Here is a 22962-nt window from a genome sequence, read left to right on the forward strand (position 1 = left end):
CGCCCCAAGTAGCGCGCGAGAGAGCATCGGCCTTAGGCCGTAGGGCGCCAAAAGCCTTTGAACTGCATACCCATATTTGTAGTGCGCAGCGGGTTAGTTTGCACCGGATCTCCAGCCTCCACGATTTCGCCATTGCCGGAATACATTGCCACGTGCCCGTCCCATACCACCAGGTCACCAGGCTGGAGTTGGTCCGCGCTGACTTGTTGGCCCACCGCTTGTTGATCCGCGGTGCGGGGTAAGTCCACCCCGGCCTGCGAATAGGCCCATTGGGTAAGTCCCGAACAATCAAACCCGCCGTTTCCGGTACCGCCCCATACATAGGGCTGGCCCACTTGGCTCTTCGCGGCGGCGACGGCAGCCTGACCCGCGGCCGAACCACCTTCGGCCGCGGGCTCTGGTGCGGGGGAGGGAAAGGGAGCCTCGTGTGCCGTGGCGTCGGCACCAGCGCCCGCCGCGGATTGTTCCGGAAGAGCGGTGGCTTGCTGGGCGCCGGTGGGGCTTACGGGGGCGTCGGCAAGCGCGGAGTGCACCGGCCGTTGCGCTACCGGCTGCAAGGATTGAGCGGCAGCGCTGAGATCACCCATCAGGCGTTGCACGCGAGCAGAGGCCATGCCCAGGTGCTGGGAGATAAGTGCGCGAAGCTGAGCCAGAGCGGCTGCACGCGCCGACGGATCCAGCGAAAGGAGACCCAGCGCGGTGGGAAGTCCCTGGCGCAGCAATTGTGTCGCGATGCCCACCAGATCCCGGATGGTGCCTGTCACTAAGGTGCGGGCCTGGCCGAGCGCAGCCGAGATGGTTTCCTTATCGAGGTCGATGTTTTTCGCTGACTCGAGTAAAGGAGCGGGATTGCCGTGGGCGATGGCTGCCAAAGGCGCGGCGGCGGAAAGGTCCGGTACGCGGGGAAGCTCTACCTCCGGAAGCTGCGCCGGTTGCATGGTGGCCATCTGCTTGAGCGCGGTATCGAGCATCTACATCGCCGCCCCAAGATGCTGGCCTAGCGCGGCATCGGTATCTTCTGCCTCGCGCGACATGCGGAAACCGGAGTGGGCTACCTGCCCCATATCGTTGCGTAGCACGCTCATGCGCGCGCCCACATTATCGAGCGCGGCATGCACGGCCTCATTAAAAGCAGTGAAAGTGGAATCTTCAGGCAAAACGGGATGGGGCGGATTCTCTCCTTGGGACTGGGCATGCAGGTCGCGGGCGAGGTGGCGGGCATAGTCGGTATCGATCGTGAAAGGTCTCATGCCCTATTGGACTGCCCAATGGCCCATTTGGTTCCCAAAAAGTTTAAAGTGGTGGTCATGGACATCCACGTAGTAGACCACCCGCTAGCCGCCGCCCGCCTGACACTCATGCGCGATGCGCGCAGCGATAACTCCGCCTTCCGCGCCGCTTTAAAAGACTTGGGCGCCATGCTCGTATACGAAGCATCCCGCGACCTTGCCGTGGAGAACTTCGACTGCGCCACCCCGGTTTCTACCGCACAAGGCACCCGCCTGCAGGACCCGCCCATTATCGTGCCGATCATCCGCGCCGGGCTGGGCATGGTGGATCCGGCCCTGTCCATGATTCCGGATGCACAGGTCGGCTTTATCGGCATGGCCCGCAATGAAGAGACACACGAACCGGTGCCGTACTTGGAAGCACTGCCGGAAGATCTCACCGGCCGCACTGTGTTTGTGGTGGATCCGATGCTGGCTACCGGTGGTTCTCTGCTGCACGCATTGCGCCTACTTGCTGACCGCGGCGCCACCGATATCACCGCCATTTGCATGGTCTCGGCACAGCCAGGCGTGGATGCACTGGCCGAATCCGGCCTGCCGGTACGTTTGGTTACCGCCGCCATCGATCCTTCCCTGAATTAAGATGCTTATATCGTGCCGGGATTGGGCGATGCTGGCGACCGCCTCTACGGCCCGCGCAATATCGACCTTTAAGGTAGTGTTCTCCCTGGAAAGGCGACCGCACTTTCCAGGGGGAGTATATGAGTTTCATTCATTTAATGTGGTCGAGTTATGGCCACGGATTTTCACAGCAATTGCGGCGCGTGCGGAAACGTAGGGGGATTTCGCAACAGGCGCTCGCGGAGATTTCTGGGGTCTCCCGCAGCCAAATTTCCAATTTGGAGCGCAATGAAAATGGCGTGCATGCCATGGCCGACCCGCAGCTTTCTACGGTATATAAGCTGGCCCTAGCCCTAGAGATCCCGCCGGCGGTATTGCTGCCAGCCGGCGGAGACGTGGTGGAAGGGCACTTAGCTGATTCCGCGGTGGCGGCCGCCGAGGATGTCGCGCCCTTCCCACAAGGCTATGTGGATCAGCGTCGGTTTGCCGCTACGTGGAATGGGGCCTCGGCCTAGCGCGAGCCGTATCACCACCTGAGTTACTGAACCGCATGGTCTAGTTGTAGACTTTGCACCCAGACGTATTTCAACGACAGGGAAGGCACGCGGATGATCTCGGAATTCATCAACGAGTGGTTCAATGCCCACCGTGCGGAGGTCATCGCGTGGCGGCGCCATATCCACCGCCACCCGGAAACCGCGAACCAAGAGGTAGAAACCACCAACTTTCTCGCCTCAATCCTGCAGGACTACGGTCTGGTGCCCCAGCGTTTCCCACAGACCGGCCTCATGGTAGACATTGGCCCCGATACGGAATTAGGCCGATTAGCTTTCCGCGCGGATATTGATGCCCTGCCAGTCACCGAGGTCACCGGCCTGGAATATACCTCTGAGGTGCCCGGCAAGATGCATGCTTGCGGCCACGATGTACACACCACCGTGGCGCTCGGCTTGGCCTGCGCGTTGGCGGATTTTCAGCGTGTCCACGACCTGCCGCTGGGTATTCGAGTCATCTTCCAACCCGCCGAAGAAGTATGGGTCGGCGGTGCGACCGACGTTATTGAATGGGGCGCGTTGGAAGGCGTGCATTCCATTTTTGCTATCCACGCCGAGCCCAAGCTGCGCGTGGGCCGAATTGGCATTCGCGCCGGGGCGATAACCTCCGCTACTGACGTAGTGGAGCTCAATATCAAGGGTCCGGGCGGGCATACCTCCCGTCCGCACCTGTCCGCCGACGTCGTCTATGCCCTGGGCAAGGTCATCACCGAACTGCCCGCGCTGCTCTCGCGCCGCGTTGACCCGCGCACCGGCACCGTTTTGGTCTTTGGCCAGGTCAACTCGGGGTATGCACCCAATGCCATTCCAGAGACCGGCAGCCTGACTGGCACCATGCGCACGGCCGATATTGGCATCTGGCGCGATATGCAAAGCCTCTTTACCGAACTGGTGGATCAAATCCTCGCGCCGGTAGGCGTAGAACATGAGCTGACCTATAACCGCGGCGTACCACCGGTGCTTAACGACGACGTCGCAACCGCCCTGCTTGCCTCCGCCGCCCAATCCATCGATCCGCAGGCCGTGGTCCAGGCCCCGCAGTCCTCCGGTGGCGAAGACTTTTCTTGGTACCTGGAAAAGGTCCCTGGTTCCATGGCGCGGCTGGGCTGCTGGTCCGGCGAAGGCGAGCAGCATGACCTGCACATGGGCGATCTCATCGTGGACGAGCGAGCCATCGGCGTGGGCATCAAACTCTTCGGCGCCGTGGTTGAGCAGTTCATAGGGGAGAATGCGGAGACAGACTAACGCGCTTTAAGGTCCCACACGTTAGACTCGTAAGCGACTTTTAAAGTGGAGCCGATAAAGGAGCAAGTGCGTGTTGAACCAGACCAAGCGAATCGTCATCATCGGCGGCGGCCCAGCCGGCTATGAGGCCGCGTTGGCAGGTGCTAAATATGGTGCAGAAATCACCATTATTGAAGACCAGGGCATGGGCGGCAACAGCGTTATCTTGGACTGTGTTCCTTCCAAGTCCTTCATCGCTGGTGCCAATATCAAGACCGACCTGCGCCGTGCCGAGGATATGGAACTTAACCAGGGCATTGGTCAGGCCCATCTTTCCTTGACCGCACTGAATAAGCGCGTGCAGGATCTGGCAAGCAAGCAGTCCTCCGATATCCGCGCCACTGTGGAGTCCCTGGGCGCACGCGTTATCGATGGCCGCGGCTATTTCCCAGAGGATCAGGAAGCCGATGCCTTCGGCGGCCATAAGGTCACTGCCGTATTCAATGAGGATGGCCACGAGGAAACCATTAACGCAGATCTCGTCTTGGTAGCTACCGGCGCCACCCCGCGCGTGCTACCTGGTGCGCAGCCGGATGGCGAACGCATCCTTACCTGGCAGCAGGTTTATAACCTCACCGAGCTGCCGGAGCACCTCATCGTCGTCGGTTCCGGCGTCACCGGTGCCGAGTTCGTCTCCGCCTTTGCGGAGCTGGGCGTTAAGGTCACCATGGTTGCCTCCCGCGACCGCATTTTGCCGCATGACGACGCCGACGCTGCCGACGTCCTCGAGACCGTGCTTAGCGAGCGCGGCGTTGAGCTGGAAAAGAACTGCCGCGTGGAAACCGTCAATCGCACCGAGGACGGCAATGTGCTGGTGACCACTCAAGACGGCCGCGAAATTACCGGTTCCCATGTCATCATGTCTATCGGCTCCATCCCGAATACCAAGGACTTGAAGCTGGAGAACGTTGGCGTGGAAACCGCCAAGTCTGGCCACATTCAGGTTGACCGCGTCTCCCGCACTAATATCGCGGGCATCTACGCCGCTGGCGACTGCTCTGACCTCTTCCCGTTGGCTTCCGTTGCTGCAATGCAGGGCCGCGTAGCTATGTATCACGCCCTCGGTGAGGGTGTGTCCCCTCTGCGTCTAAAGACCGTGGCTAACGCCGTCTTTACCCGCCCAGAGATTGCCGCTGTAGGCTTCACCCAGGCAGAAATCGAGGCCGGTGAGGTAGCCGCCCGCACCATCACCATGCCGCTGAATACCAACCCGCGCGCCAAGATGCGCTCGCTCCAGCACGGCTTTGTCAAGCTCTTCTGCCGCGCGACCTCCGGCCGCGTTATCGGTGGCGTCATCGTTGCACCGACCGCCTCCGAGCTCATTCTGCCCATCGCCATGGCCGTGACCAACCAGCTCACCGTAAATCAGCTGGCCGATTCCTTCGCCGTTTACCCGTCTCTGTCCGGCACCATTACCGAGGCCGCGCGACGCCTCGTGGCTCACGACGATCTGGAGTAAAGTTTCTTTCGGTTCCTTTCTTTTGCGCCCGCCTTGGTAACCAGCCTAGGGCGGGCGCTTTTGCATGCGTTGCTAGAAGGTGGAGTAGGAATGCTCGGCGGTGCGATTGAGCGAAACCTGGATGGGGCGATCTGCTTGTGGAAGGGCACGCTGGGGACAATGTTCACGCGGGCACGCGATGCAACCAGGGCCGATAGGGGTGGCGGCGGATACATCTAGATTAAGAGCATCGGCGTAGACGATGCGGTCGGCCTCAGAGATATCGCAGCCTAAGCCCACGGCGAATTCCTTGCGTGGGGTGCCCCAGGATTTTGCGGTTCCTTGCACAAAGCGGCCTATCCACAGGTAGGCATGGCCATCTGGCATGGCGGCTACCTGGCGAGTGATGCGGTTGGGCGTTTCAAAGGCGCGGTGGACTACCCACAGCGGGCAAGAGCCTCCTGAGCGGGCGAAGTGGAAGGCGGTGGAGGATTGGCGCTTGGAGATATTCCCAGCGCGGTCAGTGCGGATGAAGGAAAAGGGAACGCCGTTAAGGCCTGGGCGCTGGAGAGTAGCCAAGCGTTGCGCGGTGGTTTCGAAACCGGTGCCAAAGTAGTTGCACAAAAGGTCGATATCGTAGCGGGTTTCCTCAGCCATCGAGAGGAACGGTTGATAGGGCATGGTGACCGCAGCAGCGAAGTATTGCGCGAGACCTAAAGTAGCTAATTCTTGGGCTTCGCCTGCCGGAAGTTCGGAGACGAGGTTATCGCAGACATCGCGGTAGGCAAGCAGGCAATATTGGAGCGCCATTTCAAAGACTAGCTGGGCTTCGGAGAGGCCGTCGCGAAGCGCAAGCTCTCGGGTGTCAGGGTTGAAGCTGCGGCGTGGGCCCGGCCGGGAAAAGCGGACGGTAACGCCAAGGTCCTCGTGCATGCGGGAAGCTAGGCGGCCACGGCGTAGCACCCGGTCACCGAGCTGGCCGGCGAGCTCTTCTGCCAGCACATCGAGCTCGTGAATGTAGTTATGGGCGTCGTAGAAAAAATCTCGCACGAGCTCAAAGGGGGAGCGCTCGCGCGCCGGAGCGCGGGTGGCGACATCGACGAAGCGTGGCATGAGCTCCGGAAAGCGCGAGGCGAGGTCGGCCAAGGAGTCTTCGGTGGCCTCGGGGAAGATCCGGCGCAGGTCGGTAATGGTGCGTGCATCGCGGTCGTTCGCAAAATAGCCGGGGTCCAGGTTAAAACGCTGGGCTAATTGCATAAGCACGGTGACGGTAAGCGGGCGCTGGTCGTTTTCGAGCTGGTTGAGGTAGCTGGTGGACAGCCCCAATTGTTTGGCCATCGCTACCTGTGTGAGTCCCCGTTGCTTGCGCAGTGCATGGATTCGTGCCCCCGCATAATGCTTGGTCATCGGTTGCTATGCCGCCTTTCACCGCCATGAGCAGTTGAAACCACAAACTTTGCAGATTTCACTGACTCATTCCGCTAGATTACACACACCATACTTATAGCGCGCAGCACATTCAAGCATTTAGTGTGATCCACAACGCATTTACAGAGTGGAGGAGGATCCATCTAGTGAAGAACCACGAGGTAAGAACCCATAAATCCGCTGAGGATTTCCCCTATGAGGAGCACCTGGCGTACAAGGTGGCAGAAGTAGCCGCGGATCCGGTAGAGGTTCCCGCCGAGACCACCGATATGATCATCAACCGCATTATTGATAATGCGGCCGTGGGGATGGCGTCCGTAGCGCGTGGCCCGGTAACCTCTGCCCGCGTCATGGCTCAGGCACACCCAGTAACTAAGGGAGGCTCCACGGTATTTGGTGTGGATGGTACTTACTCGGCCGAATGGGCCGCGCTTGCCAATGGCACTGCAGTCCGCGAGCTGGATTACCACGACACTTTCCTGGCTGCTGAATACTCGCACCCCGGGGATAATATCCCACCTCTGCTTGCTACCGCCCAGCATAAGGGGCTTAACGGTCGAGACCTTATCCGGGGCATCGCTACCGGCTATGAAATCCAGGTCAACCTCGTGAAAGGCATGTGCCTGCACGAGCACAAGATTGATCACGTGGCACATCTTGGCCCCTCCGTGGCCGCCGGCATCGGCACCATGCTTGGACTAGATAGGGACACCATCTACCAGGCGGTGGGCCAGGCGCTGCACACCACTACCGCCACCCGGCAATCCCGTAAGGGCCTGATTTCCTCTTGGAAAGCCTACGCCCCAGCCTTCGCGGGAAAGATGGCTATTGAAGCCGTTGACCGGGCGATGCGCGGCGAAGGTGCGCCGGCGCCCATCTGGGAAGGCGAGGATGGATTCATCGCGTGGATGCTGCATTCGCCGGAGCGTACCTACACGGTCCCCTTGCCAGAACCTGGTGAGGAAAAGCGCGCCATCTTGGATACCTATACCAAGGAACACTCGGCGGAATACCAGGCCCAAGCGCCCATCGATATGGCCTTTGCGCTAAAGAAAACTCTGGCGGAAAAGGGCCTGAAGACTGCGGACATCGAGTCCATTGTTCTGCACACCTCGCACCATACGCACTATGTCATCGGTACCGGTGCCAACGATCCACAAAAGATGGATCCCTCTGCTTCTCGCGAGACGCTGGATCACTCCATCATGTACATCTTTGCCGTAGCCCTCGAGGATGGCGAGTGGGACCACGAGGCTTCCTACGCGTCCGAGCGCGCCAACCGCCCGGAGACTATCGAGCTGTGGCACAAGATTTCCACTGTCGAAGACCCTGAGTGGACCCGTCGCTATCACTCCAACGACCTGTCTGAAAAGGCCTTTGGCGGCAAGGCGGTTATCACCTTCAAAGACGGCACCGTGGTAGAAGATGAGCGCGCAGTTGCAGATGCCCACCCGCTGGGCGCGCGTCCTTTTGCCCGCGAGCAGTACATAGAGAAATTCACCAAGCTTGCGGCCGGCATCGTGGAGGAGGCCGAACAAGAACGTTTCCTCAATGCGGTCCAGAACTTGGAAAACCTCACCGACCTGACCGAGCTCAACGTTCGGGTGACTGATGCTCACGTGGCCAGCGCGCCTGAGAAACCGAAAGGAATCTTCTAATGGCAGGACTATTTGGCTCTATAAAAACTGCCGCGGAAAAGCGCCAGCACTTCCGCGCTGACCTTGAATCCGGCACCATCACCCGCTTGCCGGGCGCGTTTAATCCCCTGACCGCGCGCCTAATCCAGGATATCGGTGGTTTCGGCGGCGTTTATGTCTCCGGTGCGGTGCTGGCTAATGATTTGGGTCTTCCCGATATTGGCCTGACCACCCTGAGCGAGGTGGCGCAGCGCTCCGGGCAGATTGCTCGTGCGACGGATTTGCCTGTGCTTGTCGACGCCGACACTGGCTTCGGCGAACCCATGTCCGCCGCCCGCACCATCGCCGCACTCGAGGACGCTGGTCTTGCCGGCTGCCACCTTGAGGACCAAGTTAACCCGAAGCGCTGCGGGCATCTCGACGGCAAAGAAGTGGTGGACAAAGACATCATGGTCCGCCGCATTAGCGCCGCGGTCAACGAGCGGCGCGACCCGAATTTCATTATCTGCGCCCGCACCGACGCCGCAGGAGTAAACGGCATCGATGATGCCATCGACCGTGCCAAGGCTTATGCCGATGCCGGAGCAGACCTCATTTTCACCGAGGCTTTGTACCGTCCGGAAGACTTTGAGAAATTCCGCGCCGCGGTGGATACCCCACTGCTGGCAAATATGACCGAGTTCGGCAAAACCGAGCTGCTTTCGGCGCAACAGCTAGAAGACCTCGGCTATAACGCGGTTATTTGGCCCGTTTCCTCTTTCCGCGTGGCTATGGGGGTGACCGAAGACTTCCTGCGCGATATGCAAGAAACCGGGATTCAAACCGATTGGCTTGAGCGCATGCAACACCGCTCCCGCCTTTATGAACTGGTGCGCTACGAGGAATACAACGACTTCGATAAATCCGTATTCACCTACTCCAAAGACACCTACCAGCCCACTTTTGAAAGCTAAGGAGATTTCCCACCATGTCTGATAAGAACCACACCCCCGAAATCCGCAAGGGCCTATACGGCGTCGTCGTCGATGAAACTGCCGTTTCCAAGGTCGTTCCTGAAACCAACTCGTTGACCTACCGCGGTTATCCCGTCCAGGAGCTGGCTCGTTACTGCTCCTTTGAGGAAGTGGCCTACCTGCTGTGGAACGGCAAACTACCAGGCCAAGAATCGCTTATTCGATTCTCCGCCCGCGAGAAGGCCTTGCGCCACCTAGAGCGCCACGTCATCGACCTCATCATGTCCATGCCGCTCTCGTGTCACCCGATGGATGTACTGCGTACCGCCATTTCCTATATCGGTTCCCAGGACCCAGAGGAATACACCAAGGATTCCGAACATATCCGCCGCACCGCGCTGGAGCTTATGGCTAAGATTCCCACTATCATTGCGCTTGATATCCGGCGCCGCCGCGGCGAAGGCTACATCCAGCCCTCTCGCAAGAAGGGCTTTGCGGAGAACTTCCTCTGGATGGTCTTCGGTGATGAGGAAGGCTCCCCAGCTACCAACCGCGCCGATATCGAGGCCTTTGATAAGTCCCTCATCCTCTATGCGGAGCACTCCTTTAACGCCTCCACCTTTGCAGCCCGCGTGGTGACCTCGACCATGTCCGATACTTATTCCGCCATCGTCGCGGCCATCGGCGCGCTCAAGGGGCCTCTGCATGGCGGCGCCAACGAGGCTGTGATGAAAAACTTCCTGGAGATTGCTGATCCTGCCAAGGCAGAAGAGTGGACCAAAAAGAAGCTGGCGAACAAGGAATTGGTCATGGGATTTGGTCACCGCGTCTACAAAAATGGCGACTCCCGCGTGCCAACAATGGAGGCAGCGTTTAAGGAGCTGGCCGAACAACACGACCAAACTCAGTGGGTTGAGATGTATGACGTCATGGCCAAGACGATGGAGGAAAATACCTCCATCAAGATCAAGCCCAACCTCGACTTCCCGGCTGGACCTGCCTATCACATCCTGGGCTTTGACATTGAATTCTTCACACCAATCTTTGTCATGGCCCGCATTACCGGTTGGACTGCGCACATCGTAGAGCAGAACGAGAATAACTCGCTTATCCGTCCGCTTTCCGCCTATAACGGCGAGGAGCAGCGTTCGGTTCCACCGAAGTCCTTCTAAAACGTGTCAGCTCCCCCAGACTCCGGCACCGTCAAGTTGGCCGGAGCGGGGGAGCCGACATTTCTGTCGTGGTTTTTCTGCAGTCGGGCTATGGCTGGATACGCCGCGCCAGGATGTGAATTGCTGCGGTGCAGATAAGGACAGCTAAACCAGCGAAGAAAAACATGCCGGGCCATGGGGCGCCGATTTCTACAGCTCCAAATGATTCAGCGAGAGTAATCACGATGCCATCCGCTAGGAATAAGCCGATGATGATGCCGGCGATTAGCAGGAGCCGAACGAATAGGGAGCTTTGGTTTGCGCTACTTACTACCACACCGATGAGTGCGCCAATGTATCCGGTTATGAGGTGACCACAGGCGAAGCTACCGAAGGTTGCCGCGTAGCAAAACGGAAGGCTGGCTTCTACTGCGCCGGGGGTGATTGCCCACGAAGAATTCGCGTACGCACCCGATTGCAGCGCGATGTAGTAAGCGGTCCAGGCGACGGCTCCAAAAATGAGCGCGGCTAGCCACAGTGTCGCGTGCATGCTGCTAAGCCATTGCCGGGGTCGCATCCCCAGGCCACGCAAGGAACGGTATTCGGTTGCGGCGAAGGCGCAGTAGAGACCCCATATAAAGACTGCGAAGATTCCCCAGCCAGTCGGATTGGCACCGATGGCAGAGGGATCGCTGGGGACGGCATACGGGAGAACCCACAGCAAAATGACGATGATGCTAATAACGATGAGCGCTTTGGTGGCGTTGAGGTTGAAGGACTTCAATAGCTTCATGACTAGGACTCCTCTTGTGAGGTGCGGGTGGATTCATGGGCGCGGGAGACAAGGGAATCAATGAGTTGACCATCGTCGAGGTAGGAAACAGTGACGTGGGCGGCGGCTGCGGTATCAGCTGGAAACGGTACTGGGGACCAGGCATGAACCTTGGCGGTGGAGCCGAGGGAGGATTGGTGGAGGGGGAGGGCGTCGGCAAGCGCGAGTGCTTGCTCAACGTCTTTTGCGCTGCCGGTGAGCACGGGGTAGTGCGGCCGCTGAGATTCAAGATCGGTGGGCTTATTAACAGTGCCGTCGTGCACGGTAATGACCTGGTCAACCAAGCCGACGAGGTCTTCGGCGCGATGAGAAGAGAGCGCGAGTAGCCAATCCGGAGTGGTGGCGGCATGGGCGATGATGAGCTCTCGCAGGCGCGTGCGCGTCGGTGCGTCCAAGCCATTGAAAGGCTCATCGAGCAGAGTGACCGGGGTGCGCGCTGCCAGGGCAGTGGCACAGGCAACCAGCTGGCGCTGGCCGGTGCTGAGAGAGCGATTCTTGCTGCGCTTGTCGACGCCCAAACTATCCAAAAGCTCCTCCGCATACCCCACGTCGAATCTTTCGCGGACGTGCTCTGCGGCCCGCAGGTGTTGGGCCACAGTAGAACCGGAAAGCAAGATATCGGCGCCGGTGCGCGCGATCGCCACCTGTGGGGTATCGATGCTGCCCTTGGTAGGCAGGAACCCCGCTACCGTGCGCAAAAGCGTGGTCTTGCCGGCGCCATTGGGCCCGATCAATCCGTACATGCCGGAGTTGAGAACGAGGTGCGGCACGTGCAGGCGGCGCTTGCAGGTAACGTTCTGCAACTTAAGGTGCGTCATGATGGTCTCCTTCGGCTTCGATGAGGTCAGCGATGTCACTAGCGCTTAATCCCAATGCGGCCCCTTCTTTCAGGAGGGGAACGATGAAGTCTTCCCTGAGTGATTCTTGGCGTTGATGGCGAACCTTCTCGCGCGCGCCTTCGCGTACAAACATGCCCAAGCCGCGGCGCTTTTCTAGCAGCCCTTCCTCGAAGAGGACAGTGAGAGCCTTGGCAGAGGTAGTCGGATTGACGGAGTGGAATGCGGAAAGCTCGTTGGTGCTGGGGGCGCGTGTCCCCTCTGACAGCTCGCCGCTGATAATCATGTCCCTGATTCCTCCTGCCAGTTGCTGGTAAATAGGCCGGGTGTCACTCATGATGTGGCCCCTCTGATTCGTGGCATATGGTTCCCTTCCTGGTGTATGGGTTATCCACCTATGTGTGTAACCATATAACGAAAAGTGACCACGGTCAACGGTAGGCGTGATACGAGGTGGAGCTGCGGTGTAAAAGCGGGTGTCCCCGTTGTGTAAGTTGTTGAATCAAAAATTTGCAACATTTACAGAATCGCTAACCTTGTTATTACTGGTCGACCTGTAGAAATATCCGCAAGGCGGCTCCGTGGCTGGTAAGTGTGGCGAATTAGGCGTCAAAAAGGGCAGACATTTGAGGAGTGGCCCTCTAGACTGAGATGCGGATCACCCAACAGGAGGCGTTGCATCGCGGCGTCTTCCGAGCTGAAAGGAACACAGAAGTGGCTAATCCCGCGCTTCCATCGTTCAAAAAGATTCTGGTAGCCAACCGCGGCGAAATCGCCGTGCGTGCATTCCGCGCTGCCTTTGAAACTGGGGCAAAGACCGTCGCGGTCTACCCTCGTGAAGACCGTAACTCCTTCCATCGTGCCTTTGCAGATGAAGCCGTCCGTATTGGTACCGAGGGGCAGCCGGTAAAGGCTTATCTCGATATCGATGAAGTTATTCGCGCCGCGAAGAAGGCGGAAGCGGATGCTATTTACCCCGGCTACGGTTTTCTTTCGGAGCGCGCGGATCTCGCTCGTGCCTGTGAGGACAATGGAATTAAGTTCATTGGCCCGACCCCATCCACACTGGATTTGACTGGTGATAAGGCTGCAGCGGTAAGCGCGGCGAAGGAAGCTGGGCTGCCGACGTTGCAGGATTCGGAGCCATCGACGGACGTCGATAAGCTGGTGGAATACTCCAAGGATTTCAATTTCCCCGTATTCGTTAAGGCCGTTGCCGGTGGTGGCGGGCGCGGAATGCGCTTCGTAGAATCCGAAGATCAGCTGCGCGAGAAGGCTGCCGAGGCCTCCCGCGAAGCGGAAGCCGCTTTCGGCGATGGCAGCGTCTACCTCGAGACCGCGGTAATCAAGCCACAGCACATCGAGGTGCAGATTCTGGCTGATAGCCAAGGCAACGTTATTCACCTCTTTGAGCGTGACTGCTCCGTCCAGCGCCGCCACCAGAAGGTAGTGGAAATCGCCCCAGCGCCGACGCTAGACCCAGAGCTGCGTGACCGCATCTGCCAGGATGCGGTGAAGTTCTGCGAGCACATCAACTATGAGGGCGCGGGTACCGTGGAATTCCTCGTGGATGAGCGCGGCAACCACGTCTTTATCGAGATGAACCCGCGTGTGCAGGTTGAGCACACCGTGACCGAGGAAATCACCGGCGTCGACATCGTGAAGGCCCAGATGAATATCGCAGCCGGTGCCTCGCTGGAGGATATTCACCTCTCCCAAGACAAGATTTCCATCACCGGGTCTGCCCTGCAGTGCCGCATTACCACTGAAGATCCGAATAATGGTTTCCGCCCGGATACCGGTACGCTGACCGCGTATCGTTCGCCGGGTGGCGCTGGCGTGCGTTTGGACGGTGCAACTTCTGTGGGCGCAGAGGTATCGCCGAACTTCGACTCCCTGCTGGTAAAGATGACCTGCCGCGGCGTCAATTTCGAGCAGGCCGTGCAGCGCGCCCAGCGCGCGCTCAACGAGTTCCACGTCTCCGGTGTGGCCACCAATATCGGCTTCTTGCGCGCCCTGCTGCGCGAGCCGGACTTCACTCAGACCCGTGTGGACACCGGCTTCATCAACGCGCATCCGCACCTGCTCAAGGCGCCGCCCGCCGTCGATGAGTCTGGTCGAATCCTCGAGTACATTGCGGAGACCACCGTTAATAAACCCAACGGCGAGCGCCCGACGGCACTTCGTCCCTTTGACAAGCTCCCCGAGCTGGACCTTTCCGAGCCGCTGCCACGCGGTTCGCGTGATGATCTGCTCGAGTTTGGTCCACAGAAGTGGGCAGAAAAGATCCGTAAGCAGCACGCACTCATGGTTACGGACACCACTTTCCGCGATGCCCACCAGTCCCTGCTGGCCACCCGCGTGCGTAGTACTGCGCTGGTTTCCGCCGCCGAGGCTGTCGCTCGCATGACCCCTAATCTCTTCTCCGTGGAGGCATGGGGTGGTGCGACTTATGACGTCGCCATGCGCTTCCTCCACGAGGACCCCTGGGTACGCCTAGACATGCTGCGCGAGGCTATGCCGAACCAGAATATCCAGATGCTCCTGCGCGGCCGCAATACCGTGGGCTATACCCCATACCCGGATTCGGTCTGCCGCGGCTTCGTCCAGGAAGCAGCCAAGTCGGGCGTCGATGTCTTCCGCATTTTCGATGCACTTAACGACGTCTCCCAGATGCGCCCCGCCATCGAAGCCGTCCTCGAGACCAATACCACCGTTGCTGAGGTGGCCATGGCGTACTCCGGCGACCTTTCCTCACCGAAGGAGAACCTGTACACGCTGGATTACTACCTCAAGCTGGCCGAGCAGATTGTGGAGTCCGGCGCCCATATCCTCGCCATCAAGGATATGGCCGGTCTGCTACGCCCTGAGGCCGCTTCCAAGCTAGTTATGGCGCTGCGCAAGGAATTCGACCTGCCGGTGCACGTCCACACCCACGACACCGCGGGCGGGCAGATGGCTACTTATTATGCGGCTGCGCTCTCTGGTGCCGACATCGTCGATGGCGCCTCCGCACCACTGGCCGGTACTACCTCGCAGCCATCGCTGTCTGCGCTTATTGCTGCCTTCTCCCAATCCAATCGGGATACCAGCATTGACCTGCAAGCGGTTTCCGATCTCGAGCCGTACTGGGAGGCCGTGCGCCAGCTCTACGCCCCGTTCGAGAACGGCATCCCTGGCCCGACCGGTCGCGTGTACAAGCACGAGATTCCAGGCGGTCAGCTCTCCAACCTGCGTGCCCAAGCCGTTGCTCTTGGCTTGGCGGATCGCTTCGAGGTCATCGAGGACACCTATGCAGCGGTCAATGAGATGCTGGGCCGTCCGACCAAGGTCACCCCGTCTTCCAAGGTTGTAGGTGACCTTGCCCTGCACCTTGTGGGTGCAGGCGTAGACCCTGATGACTTTGCTGCCAACCCGACCAAGTTCGATATTCCGGACTCGGTCAACCAGTTCCTGCGTGGCCAGCTCGGTACTCCTCCGGGCGGTTGGCCGGAACTGCGCGATAAGGTGCTCGACGGTCGCGAGGCGACCGGCGCCCAAATCAGCGAAGTTCCTGCTGAGGAGCAGCCACACCTCGAGTCCGATAACTCGGAGGAGCGCCGTGCCTGCCTGAACCGTCTGCTTTTCCCGAAGCAGTTTGAAGAATTCAACGAGTTCCGCCGTAAGTACGGCAATACCGAAGCACTTACGGATACCACCTTCTTCTACGGTCTGACTGAAGGCGAAGAAAAGGTCGTCCACTACTTCCCAGAGGACTCCACCGATCGCGCAGACCTCAAGCAGGTCGTGGTGCGTCTCGACGCCGTGGGTGAGCCGGACGAGAAGGGCATGCGTAACGTGGTTCTCAACGTCAACGGCCAGATCCGCCCAATGAAGGTGCGCGACGAGAACGCCGAATCTACGGTCGCCACGGTAGAAAAGGCCGACCCCTCCAACGAGGGCCACGTCGCCGCACCATTCGCCGGCGTGGTCAACCCGACCGCCAAGCCTGGCGACGAGGTAAAGGCCGGCGACCAAATCGCCGTCATCGAGGCGATGAAGATGGAAGCATCCATCTCCGCCACCAAGGATGGCGTGGTCGAGCGCGTGGCCATCGGCCAGGCCACCAAGGTTGAAGGCGGCGACCTCATTGCCGTAATCAACTAGTCTGCACACTTAAACGCCCCGCTTCCTTCGATTTATCTCGAGGCAGCGGGGCGCTTTGGTGTCTAGCTGTGGTGAAAATCAACGATTTCGCCCGTCCAAATGACCAAAACCGTCGACGAAACCGTTGGTTTAGATGGACGAAATCGTTGATTCGCGATGATATCGGAGGCTTGTCTTAGTCTAAGATAGCGGGCAATGCTAAAGAACCAACCAAGATGAGTGCTACGAGGCTGAGAAAGACTTTGGCCTGCCACCGGGCATAATTGAAGGACATTCCCGTACCGAAGCGCTTGTCTACCAGTACCGCCGGATCATCCGGGTTGTAATACATCACACCCCATTTATAGAGGTGGTCATTGTCCGGCGATTCATTGTCTTCATCGGGAAAGCGGATTCCACGCAGTTGCTCAGACAATTGAGATTGCTTGTAGAGAAGAAACGCAACCAGTCCGATGCTGCCACCGACGGTAAGAACCAACATCGTGATAACGGCGGCGCCGGTGAACCGTTGAAATTGCGGTACAGGGCCGGTTACTTGTAGGAAGGTCATGCCGGCACACACGAGCAGGGTGAGAACTCCCATTCCGGTGTTCGTGAAGGCGAGGTTTGCTTCGTTGCGCAGTCGCGCTTTAATGCTGCGTTCTGAACGTGGGGATACCTCACTATGTGCGATAAAAGAGCAGATGACGGCGAAAAGAAAGAGCATTCCTAAGGCGGTGAATGAGGTAAAAAATACGCTGCCGATATTCTTTTCGCTCCAATTATCTGCCTCCATGGAAGAATTCCAGTGCACTGGAACGGGGGCAGGAATATCGGACCAGTGGGAAGCGACGATGATTACACCGGCCGCGATGCACAACAGGGAAGAGAGCATGGTTACCCATGGAAAAGTCGGCGTAGGGAAGCCGTCGAAGTTGGGCGTGCCAATGGATTTGTGGGAAACACGGGCAGCGATGGTGGTTTCCACCTCGTCGAACCAGCCGCCCGCTTTTTTAGCGGCGATGATGCGGCGGCGCTGGGATAGATAAGCCCACATGCCACCGAGCGCTACCACGAGGGAAGGTACGGCGGCTAATAGCGGTAGTTTCCAGGCAAAGAGGGACAGGACCGTCGCCGCAATGCCACAGGTCCACGTTCGTACCTTGAATCCGGCAAGGGCGGAGGTAACGGCAGGATCGGAAAGATAAGCCTTGGGTACGCGGACGCCGAGCGGTGTGCCAGGTGAGGCCAGGGAGGGCGTTTGGGCCATAATCCAAGTGATAGCAAGGGTGGTGGCGGCCATTAAAAGTGTGAAAATCATGACGATACTTCCAGGTCATTAAGGGTGGAGCTGAGTCGAGCGTGTAGCTCATCTGGGCTAAAGCCCTGTGCGCGGGCTAGTGCGACTATGCGGCTTAATTGCTCTTCCAGTTGTTTTTCTTGCGCGGTGGTGCGAGCACCAGGCCGGACGATGGAGCCGGAGCGGCCAGCGGTTTCTACGAGGCCATCGGAAACCAAGAGGTCGTAGGCCTTCTTCACGGTGGCGGGGTTAATGCCTATATCCTTGGCAACGCGGCGGACGGGATCTAGCTTGTCGCCATCGGAAAGTTGTCCGCGAGCGATAGCCACGACGATTTCATCGTGAATTTGTTGAAATACGGGGACGTCAGATTCGGGGTTGAGGTTAATAAACATGTGTCACCTCCAATCTCTTTTGTATCACTTACAGTAACACAATCTGTATTGCTTAGTGTAATACAAAATAAGATCACAAAGAAACCCCAGGTATGTGTGACTTAAAGCAGTGATATACCTGGGGCGTTGAGGCGAGGAGACTAGAGGAAAAGGGCTACTGCGATGGCAGCAATACCGTAGCTCCCGCGCATGAAGTAACCGAAGACCTCGGGAGAGAAGGAGGCGCCGAAGCCGCCGGTATCGATGATATTCATGGTGGTCACACGTGCGGGGCGGGAACGTTTAAAGGCGGCGTAGGTAAGCCCTAAACAACACGCTGCGAGCGTGATCAAAGACAGCTTCCACACCAAGGCGATGAAGGTGGTGCCAAGAACTGCGGCACCTGCGGAAGCAGCCAAGGGTAGCCCCCAGTCGGGCCAGGTGCCGTCGGTGATGCGGCCAAAGGATGCAGCGCGGCCGGTGGCGGCGCCGACAATTGACCATGCGGCAGCGAATCCTATGAGCGCCAAGCTGCCGAGTTGTGGGGCAAGCGCTAGGGTCAGCCCCATGACGGCGACCGCACCGAGGGGGATGTACCACCGGCGATACAGGCGCCAAGCAAAAAGGAGACTGAGCGAAGCCGTGGCACGCGAGCGCGGGCGCAGGCGCGCGGATTGGGAGGCGATGGCATCGGCAGAAACCTCAGAATCCAGTAGCCCAAAGGAGGACGAGCCGATGGCACGGGTACGGCCCGCGTGAAGGAGCGAGGCGAGATCGAAGGACCGCCAGCCGATGACAAACCGCAGCAGGGGTAGGGTTATCGCCGCATAGAGTGGAAGATGCAGTGACGTGCACAGGGCGAGGCCAAGGAGGCTTATGCCGGCGAGTTGCGCAATAGACAGCTTATCGACGCCTCCCATGCGCCCCCGCGGCCTATCCGCATAGACCCAACGCCCGAGCGAAAGGCTGCGCAGCGGATAGAGCGCCTCGAGGAGAACGATGAGGGCGATCGAGCCGAGCCCGGCGCCAATGGTCGCGGTTGCGGGCAGAGCAGCGGCCGTGCGCTGTGTTAGCGAGGGCAGAAGCGCTGCAGCATTGTGCCAGGCGTAGACGCTGACGCTCGCGATAAGTGCCGCGATGAAAGTGTAATAGATGGCTGAGGAGGCTGTGGAGAGAAGTTTCATGAAATCTCCACCACCTCGTCGCAGGCATCGAAGATGGCTGGAGAATGGGAAGCAAGTACAACACAGCGGCCATCGGCTGCGAGGTGGCGTAGCTCCTCGGCCAAAAAGTCGATCCAGGTGTGGTCGAGGTGGCGTTCGGGCTCGTCGATAAGCAGGGCTTTGGCCGGCTGATAGAGCTGGGCTGCGAGGTAGACGCGCTGGCGCTGGCCCGAGGAAAGATCGCTGACCGCAGAATTCAGGATGGCTTGGTCGAGGGCCCAGAGCTCATGGATCTCGGTAAAGTCCACGCCGGTCCGGCGGGATAGCACACTAAAGTGCTCACCCACGGTGAGGTCGGGGAGAAAGACTGGGTCCCCGACGGAGATGACGGAACCGGCCGCCGCAGCGCTACCGGGCGCGGCACCGTCGATGAAAACGGTGCCATTTAGTGGGGCAATCTCGCCGCTCAACGTCTGCAGCAGCGTAGATTTACCCGCACCATTCGGGCCTTTCAGGCCGTATACGCGACCGACATCAAAGCTGCGATTTAGGTGCCCCAAGGCGGCGGAATGTCCGTAGTCTGCATCTATTGTCAACATTGTTGCCAGGTTAGCAGACAGGCGGCTGGACCCTGGGGGGGCTAAAAGCGGCGGAAGAATTTACCTGGGGCAAGCTCCTCGAAACCAGGTAGGGGCGTGGCCGACGAGATACCAGGAGCGGTCTGCTCGGCCGCGAGGTCGATGGCGTTGCTAATGAGCAGGGTGCGGGCGGCTGGATCGTCGGTGGCGACGACGAGCTCGGGGATTTCCTCGGGATCGAAGGGGGTGAGCCAGGCGGCGTCGTCAAGCGGGTGGGCTAAGGGATCGCCCAAGAAAGCTGGGCCTTTGTCAGCGGCGGGGTAGTAGCGCAAAAGCGCGGCGCCGCGGGGAGCAGTGGTGGGATCCTCGTTCGCGGACATGGGCAAGGCGAGGACACCGCCGTCCACGATGGGGGACCACTCAGAGATATAAGAAGGGAAGAGGACCGCGAGATAATCACGATCCTCTTCCTTGGCCAAGCGTACGCCGAGGGAAGAAGCAGTCATTCTTCCAAGGCTAGCGGGGTAGGCTACTTGATTTCCAGCAGCACGCTGCCCTTGGTGGTAGAAGCGCCTGCTTCTACTGCCAGACCGGTAACGGTGCCGGCCTTATGCGCCTTGACGGGATTTTCCATCTTCATGGCCTCGAGAACGAGGAGGACCTCACCTTCGGCGACCTCCTGGCCCTCTTCCACATTGACCTTGATGACCGTGCCCTGCATTGGGGAGGTAACCGCATCGCCGGAAACGGCGGCCTTGGCGCCGGAACCCTTGCGCTTTTTCTTTTTACGTGGGGTGCCGTTGGCACTGAAGGACGCGGGGAGGGCTACCTCGATACGTCGGCCGTCGATCTCCACGGTGTGTACCTGGGAAGGTTCTGCCTCGGCGGCTTCGGCATCAGTGGAATCATCGTGGGCGGGAAGCTGGTTATCCCCTTCCTCTTCGATCCACTTGGTGTAGACGCCGAAGTTGCCATCTACTGCAGTGAAAGCTGGGTCAGCAACGATAGCCTGGTCAAACGGGATAACGGTGGGCAGGCCCTCAACCGTGTACTCGGATAGGGCGCGGGCGGAGCGACGCAGTGCGGTCTCGCGGTCTGGCCCCCAGACGATGAGCTTGGCCAGCATGGAATCGAACTGTCCACCAATGACGGACCCCTGGACGACGCCGGAATCTACGCGCACGCCCGGACCAGCTGGTTCGGAGTACTTCACGATGGTGCCGGGGGCTGGCATGAAGTTTGCGGCGGCATCCTCACCGTTGATGCGGAACTCGAAGGCATGGCCGCGCGGGGTGGGGTCTTCCTGCAGGGAGAGCTCGTGGCCCTCAGCGATACGGAACTGCTCGCGCACGAGATCGAGGCCGGTAGTTTCCTCGGATACGGGGTGCTCCACCTGCAGGCGAGTATTGACCTCCAGGAAGGAAATGAGGCCATCGGCGCCCACCAGGTACTCAACGGTGCCGGCGCCGTAGTAGCCGGCCTCGCGGCAGATGCGCTTGGCAGACTCGTGGATGGAGGTGCGTTGCTCATCGGTAAGGAAAGGCGCGGGGGCTTCCTCGACTAGCTTTTGGAAGCGGCGCTGCAGGGAGCAATCGCGCGTGCCGACGACCACTACGTTTCCGTGCTTATCTGCCAGCACCTGGGCCTCGACGTGGCGGGCCCGATCCAGGTAGCGCTCTACGAAGCACTCGCCGCGGCCGAAGGCGGAGGTTGCCTCACGGGTAGCGGATTCAAAGAGCTCGGGGATTTCCTCTGCGGAGTAGGCCACCTTCATGCCGCGGCCGCCGCCGCCAAAGGCAGCCTTGATGGCAACGGGAAGGCCGTATTCCATGGCGAAGGACTGCACCTCATCGGCGCCAGCCACCGGATCCTTAGTACCCGGGGCCATAGGGGCTTCGGCGCGCTCGGCGATGTGCCGCGCGGTGACCTTATCGCCCAAGTTGCGGATGGACTCAGGAGAGGGGCCAATCCAGGTCAATCCGGCATCAATGACGGCCTGAGCAAAGTCGGCGTTTTCGGATAGGAAACCGTAGCCCGGGTGGATGGCATCCGCGCCGGATTTTTCTGCGGCCTCCAGAATCTTGTCAAAGACGAGGTAGGACTCGGCAGAAGTGGTGCCCCCGAGTGCAAAGGCTTCGTCGGCAAGCGAGGCAAAGGGTGCCTGGGCGTCTGGCTCGGCGTAGACGGCGACGGAAGCAATGCCAGCGTCGCGGGCCGCGCGGATCACGCGAACGGCGATCTCACCGCGGTTCGCTACGAGAACCTTTGAGATCTTTTTGGTTTCTACTGCCACGGCAGCAACCTCCTGAACACATTAGGTTGAATACGCAATCTATTCTTGCACACAAAAGCATGAGTTAATTTTCACGCACGCAAGGGGGACATTTTTGAACAAAAATAAACCCACATCCAGTGTGGACATGGGCTTATACGGCTAAACCGAAAAACTAACGCTCAATCGGCATTTTCACCATATTGCCCCACTCAGACCACGAACCATCGTAGACCTGCGCCTTTGTGAATCCCAAAAGATGCGTGAGCACAAACCACGTATGCGCGGCTTGGGCGCCTACGTGGGAATAGAGGATTGTGGCAGATTCAGGCTCCAACATTCCGTAATTGACCTGAAGCTCTTCGGCCGAGCGGAAGCAGGAGTTGGGGTAGGTGGAACGATCCCACTCGAGGTTGATCGCGCTAGGGATATGGCCGTGGCGCATGGTGGTGCCGTAGGCGGAATCGCCATTGGGATCGTGTTCGGTGGCCTCGCCCGCAAACTCTTCTGGGCTGCGGGTGTCTACGAGCGTGCCTTCGGTCTCGCGCACCTGATCTACGAAGGCGCGCAGCATAGAGTCATCGCGGCTTACTTCGGGATATTCGGATGCTGGGAAGTCTGGAACCATGAAAGAGGTATCGCGTTCCTCGGCCATCCACGCATTGCGGCCGCCATCGAGCAGGCGAACGTCCTTGTGCCCGAAGAGGGTAAATACCCACAGGGCGTAGGCAGCCCACCAATTGGACTTGTCGCCGTAAAGAACAATCGTATCGTCGGCGTTAATGCCCTTCTCTCGCATTAGGGAAGTGAATTCTTCTCCGTCGATGAAATCACGGGTAAGTGGGCTAAGTAGTTCCGTGCGGAAGTTAATGCGGGTGGCAGTGGGGATATGGCCAATGTCATAGAGGAGCGAGTCTTCATCCACCTCAATAACGCGCAGGCCTTTGATGCCTAGGCGTGCGGACAGCCACGGTGCAGACACGAGGCGTTCGGGATGTGCGTATTCCTGGAATGGGGGATAGGGATCAACGTCAGCCACTGTCCGCCTGCCTTTCCTATAAGGGTTAATAATTCGCTCCCACCACTTTAACCCGATTTTTCCCGTGATGATCACTCGGGCATTATTCCTGTGGCCTGAGATACAGGTTTTAACCGGTGATTGGGGCTGCCGGCCGGCGGGGTTAAAG

At 59.2% G+C, this 22962-nt stretch carries 20 protein-coding genes and 1 pseudogene; 8 read left to right on the forward strand and 13 right to left on the reverse strand.

The window, feature by feature from the left end:
• Positions 1 to 32: 32 nt before the first annotated feature.
• Both ACP8J1_RS02635 and ACP8J1_RS02640 read right to left on the reverse strand, forming a co-directional pair.
• Complete coding sequence (locus ACP8J1_RS02635; protein WP_023020672.1) at positions 33 to 971, reverse strand: C40 family peptidase; 939 nt, start codon at positions 969 to 971, stop codon at positions 33 to 35.
• Entirely contained in the window at positions 972 to 1250 is a 279-nt protein-coding gene (locus ACP8J1_RS02640; protein ID WP_023020673.1) for a hypothetical protein, read from the reverse strand.
• Positions 1251 to 1307: 57 nt separating this feature from the next.
• Here ACP8J1_RS02640 and upp point away from each other — a divergent pair.
• The 4 genes and pseudogenes from upp (at position 1308) to ACP8J1_RS02660 (ending at position 5147) form a co-directional block, all read left to right on the forward strand.
• Positions 1308 to 1943 (forward strand): annotated as a pseudogene (gene upp, locus ACP8J1_RS02645) (uracil phosphoribosyltransferase).
• Between the two features lie 47 nt (positions 1944 to 1990).
• Complete coding sequence (locus ACP8J1_RS02650) at positions 1991 to 2365, forward strand: helix-turn-helix domain-containing protein (RefSeq protein WP_023020675.1); 375 nt, start codon at positions 1991 to 1993, stop codon at positions 2363 to 2365.
• Between the two features lie 93 nt (positions 2366 to 2458).
• Positions 2459 to 3649 (forward strand): M20 family metallopeptidase, encoded by a 1191-nt coding sequence (locus tag ACP8J1_RS02655; protein ID WP_023020676.1) that lies wholly within the window; start codon positions 2459 to 2461, stop codon positions 3647 to 3649.
• A gap of 70 nt (positions 3650 to 3719) precedes the next feature.
• On the forward strand, positions 3720 to 5147 hold the full coding sequence (locus ACP8J1_RS02660) for an NAD(P)H-quinone dehydrogenase (protein WP_023020677.1): 1428 nt from the start codon (positions 3720 to 3722) through the stop codon (positions 5145 to 5147).
• Between the two features lie 72 nt (positions 5148 to 5219).
• Here the strand turns inward: ACP8J1_RS02660 and ACP8J1_RS02665 are convergent, their stop codons facing one another.
• The gene (locus ACP8J1_RS02665) at positions 5220 to 6533 is read right to left on the reverse strand and encodes a short-chain fatty acyl-CoA regulator family protein (RefSeq protein ID WP_023020678.1); all 1314 of its coding nucleotides are present in this window, start codon (positions 6531 to 6533) and stop codon (positions 5220 to 5222) included.
• Positions 6534 to 6700: 167 nt separating this feature from the next.
• Here ACP8J1_RS02665 and prpD point away from each other — a divergent pair, with 167 nt between their 5' ends.
• Genes prpD through ACP8J1_RS02680 form a run of 3 tightly spaced genes read left to right on the forward strand, consistent with a single transcriptional unit; the run spans position 6701 to position 10316 of the window.
• Positions 6701 to 8212: a 2-methylcitrate dehydratase PrpD gene (gene prpD / locus ACP8J1_RS02670; RefSeq protein ID WP_023027816.1), complete on the forward strand. Its 1512-nt coding sequence runs from the start codon at positions 6701 to 6703 to the stop codon at positions 8210 to 8212.
• On the forward strand, positions 8212 to 9144 hold the full coding sequence (prpB, locus tag ACP8J1_RS02675) for a methylisocitrate lyase (protein ID WP_023020680.1): 933 nt from the start codon (positions 8212 to 8214) through the stop codon (positions 9142 to 9144). Before prpD ends, prpB begins: the two co-directional genes overlap by 1 nt.
• Before the next feature lie 14 nt (positions 9145 to 9158).
• Positions 9159 to 10316: a bifunctional 2-methylcitrate synthase/citrate synthase gene (locus tag ACP8J1_RS02680; RefSeq protein ID WP_023020681.1), complete on the forward strand. Its 1158-nt coding sequence runs from the start codon at positions 9159 to 9161 to the stop codon at positions 10314 to 10316.
• 88 nt (positions 10317 to 10404) lie between these two features.
• Here the strand turns inward: ACP8J1_RS02680 and ACP8J1_RS02685 are convergent, their stop codons facing one another.
• The 3 genes from ACP8J1_RS02685 to ACP8J1_RS02695 are packed head-to-tail and all read right to left on the reverse strand — an operon-like array spanning position 10405 to position 12300.
• Positions 10405 to 11088 (reverse strand): hypothetical protein, encoded by a 684-nt coding sequence (locus ACP8J1_RS02685; RefSeq protein WP_023020682.1) that lies wholly within the window; start codon positions 11086 to 11088, stop codon positions 10405 to 10407.
• Between the two features lie 2 nt (positions 11089 to 11090).
• Positions 11091 to 11945 carry an ATP-binding cassette domain-containing protein gene (locus tag ACP8J1_RS02690; RefSeq protein WP_023020683.1) on the reverse strand — a complete coding sequence of 285 codons (855 nt, stop codon included), beginning with the start codon at positions 11943 to 11945 and terminating at the stop codon, positions 11091 to 11093.
• Positions 11932 to 12300: a GntR family transcriptional regulator gene (locus tag ACP8J1_RS02695; RefSeq protein WP_034655774.1), complete on the reverse strand. Its 369-nt coding sequence runs from the start codon at positions 12298 to 12300 to the stop codon at positions 11932 to 11934. The genes ACP8J1_RS02690 and ACP8J1_RS02695 overlap by 14 nt, the downstream gene beginning before the upstream one ends.
• 377 nt (positions 12301 to 12677) lie before the next feature.
• Between ACP8J1_RS02695 and ACP8J1_RS02700 the strand changes: the two genes are divergently transcribed.
• Complete coding sequence (locus ACP8J1_RS02700; protein ID WP_023020685.1) at positions 12678 to 16109, forward strand: pyruvate carboxylase; 3432 nt, start codon at positions 12678 to 12680, stop codon at positions 16107 to 16109.
• A 175-nt stretch (positions 16110 to 16284) separates the two neighbouring features.
• On the opposite strand, the gene ACP8J1_RS02705 is transcribed toward ACP8J1_RS02700, so the two are convergent.
• The 7 genes from ACP8J1_RS02705 to ACP8J1_RS02735 all read right to left on the reverse strand — a co-directional run bounded on the left by ACP8J1_RS02705 (position 16285) and on the right by ACP8J1_RS02735 (position 22814).
• Positions 16285 to 17409, reverse strand: a complete 1125-nt coding sequence (locus ACP8J1_RS02705; protein WP_023020686.1) for a DUF5808 domain-containing protein — start codon at positions 17407 to 17409, stop codon at positions 16285 to 16287.
• Positions 17406 to 17783, reverse strand: coding sequence for a GntR family transcriptional regulator (locus tag ACP8J1_RS02710; RefSeq protein WP_023020687.1), 378 nt, complete (start codon positions 17781 to 17783; stop codon positions 17406 to 17408). The genes ACP8J1_RS02705 and ACP8J1_RS02710 overlap by 4 nt, the downstream gene beginning before the upstream one ends.
• Before the next feature lie 140 nt (positions 17784 to 17923).
• Complete coding sequence (locus ACP8J1_RS02715) at positions 17924 to 18946, reverse strand: hypothetical protein (RefSeq protein WP_023020688.1); 1023 nt, start codon at positions 18944 to 18946, stop codon at positions 17924 to 17926.
• Positions 18943 to 19524: an ABC transporter ATP-binding protein gene (locus ACP8J1_RS02720; RefSeq protein WP_023020689.1), complete on the reverse strand. Its 582-nt coding sequence runs from the start codon at positions 19522 to 19524 to the stop codon at positions 18943 to 18945. Before ACP8J1_RS02720 ends, ACP8J1_RS02715 begins: the two co-directional genes overlap by 4 nt.
• Before the next feature lie 41 nt (positions 19525 to 19565).
• Positions 19566 to 20009: a hypothetical protein gene (locus ACP8J1_RS02725; RefSeq protein ID WP_023020690.1), complete on the reverse strand. Its 444-nt coding sequence runs from the start codon at positions 20007 to 20009 to the stop codon at positions 19566 to 19568.
• Positions 20010 to 20032: 23 nt separating this feature from the next.
• Positions 20033 to 21796 carry an acetyl/propionyl/methylcrotonyl-CoA carboxylase subunit alpha gene (locus ACP8J1_RS02730; RefSeq protein ID WP_023020691.1) on the reverse strand — a complete coding sequence of 588 codons (1764 nt, stop codon included), beginning with the start codon at positions 21794 to 21796 and terminating at the stop codon, positions 20033 to 20035.
• A 154-nt stretch (positions 21797 to 21950) separates the two neighbouring features.
• A complete protein-coding gene (locus ACP8J1_RS02735) occupies positions 21951 to 22814 on the reverse strand; it encodes a sulfurtransferase (RefSeq protein WP_023020692.1) in 864 nt (287 codons plus the stop codon).
• Positions 22815 to 22962 lie beyond the last annotated feature (148 nt).

It is taken from the genome of Corynebacterium sp. LaCa_205, from assembly GCF_057458085.1.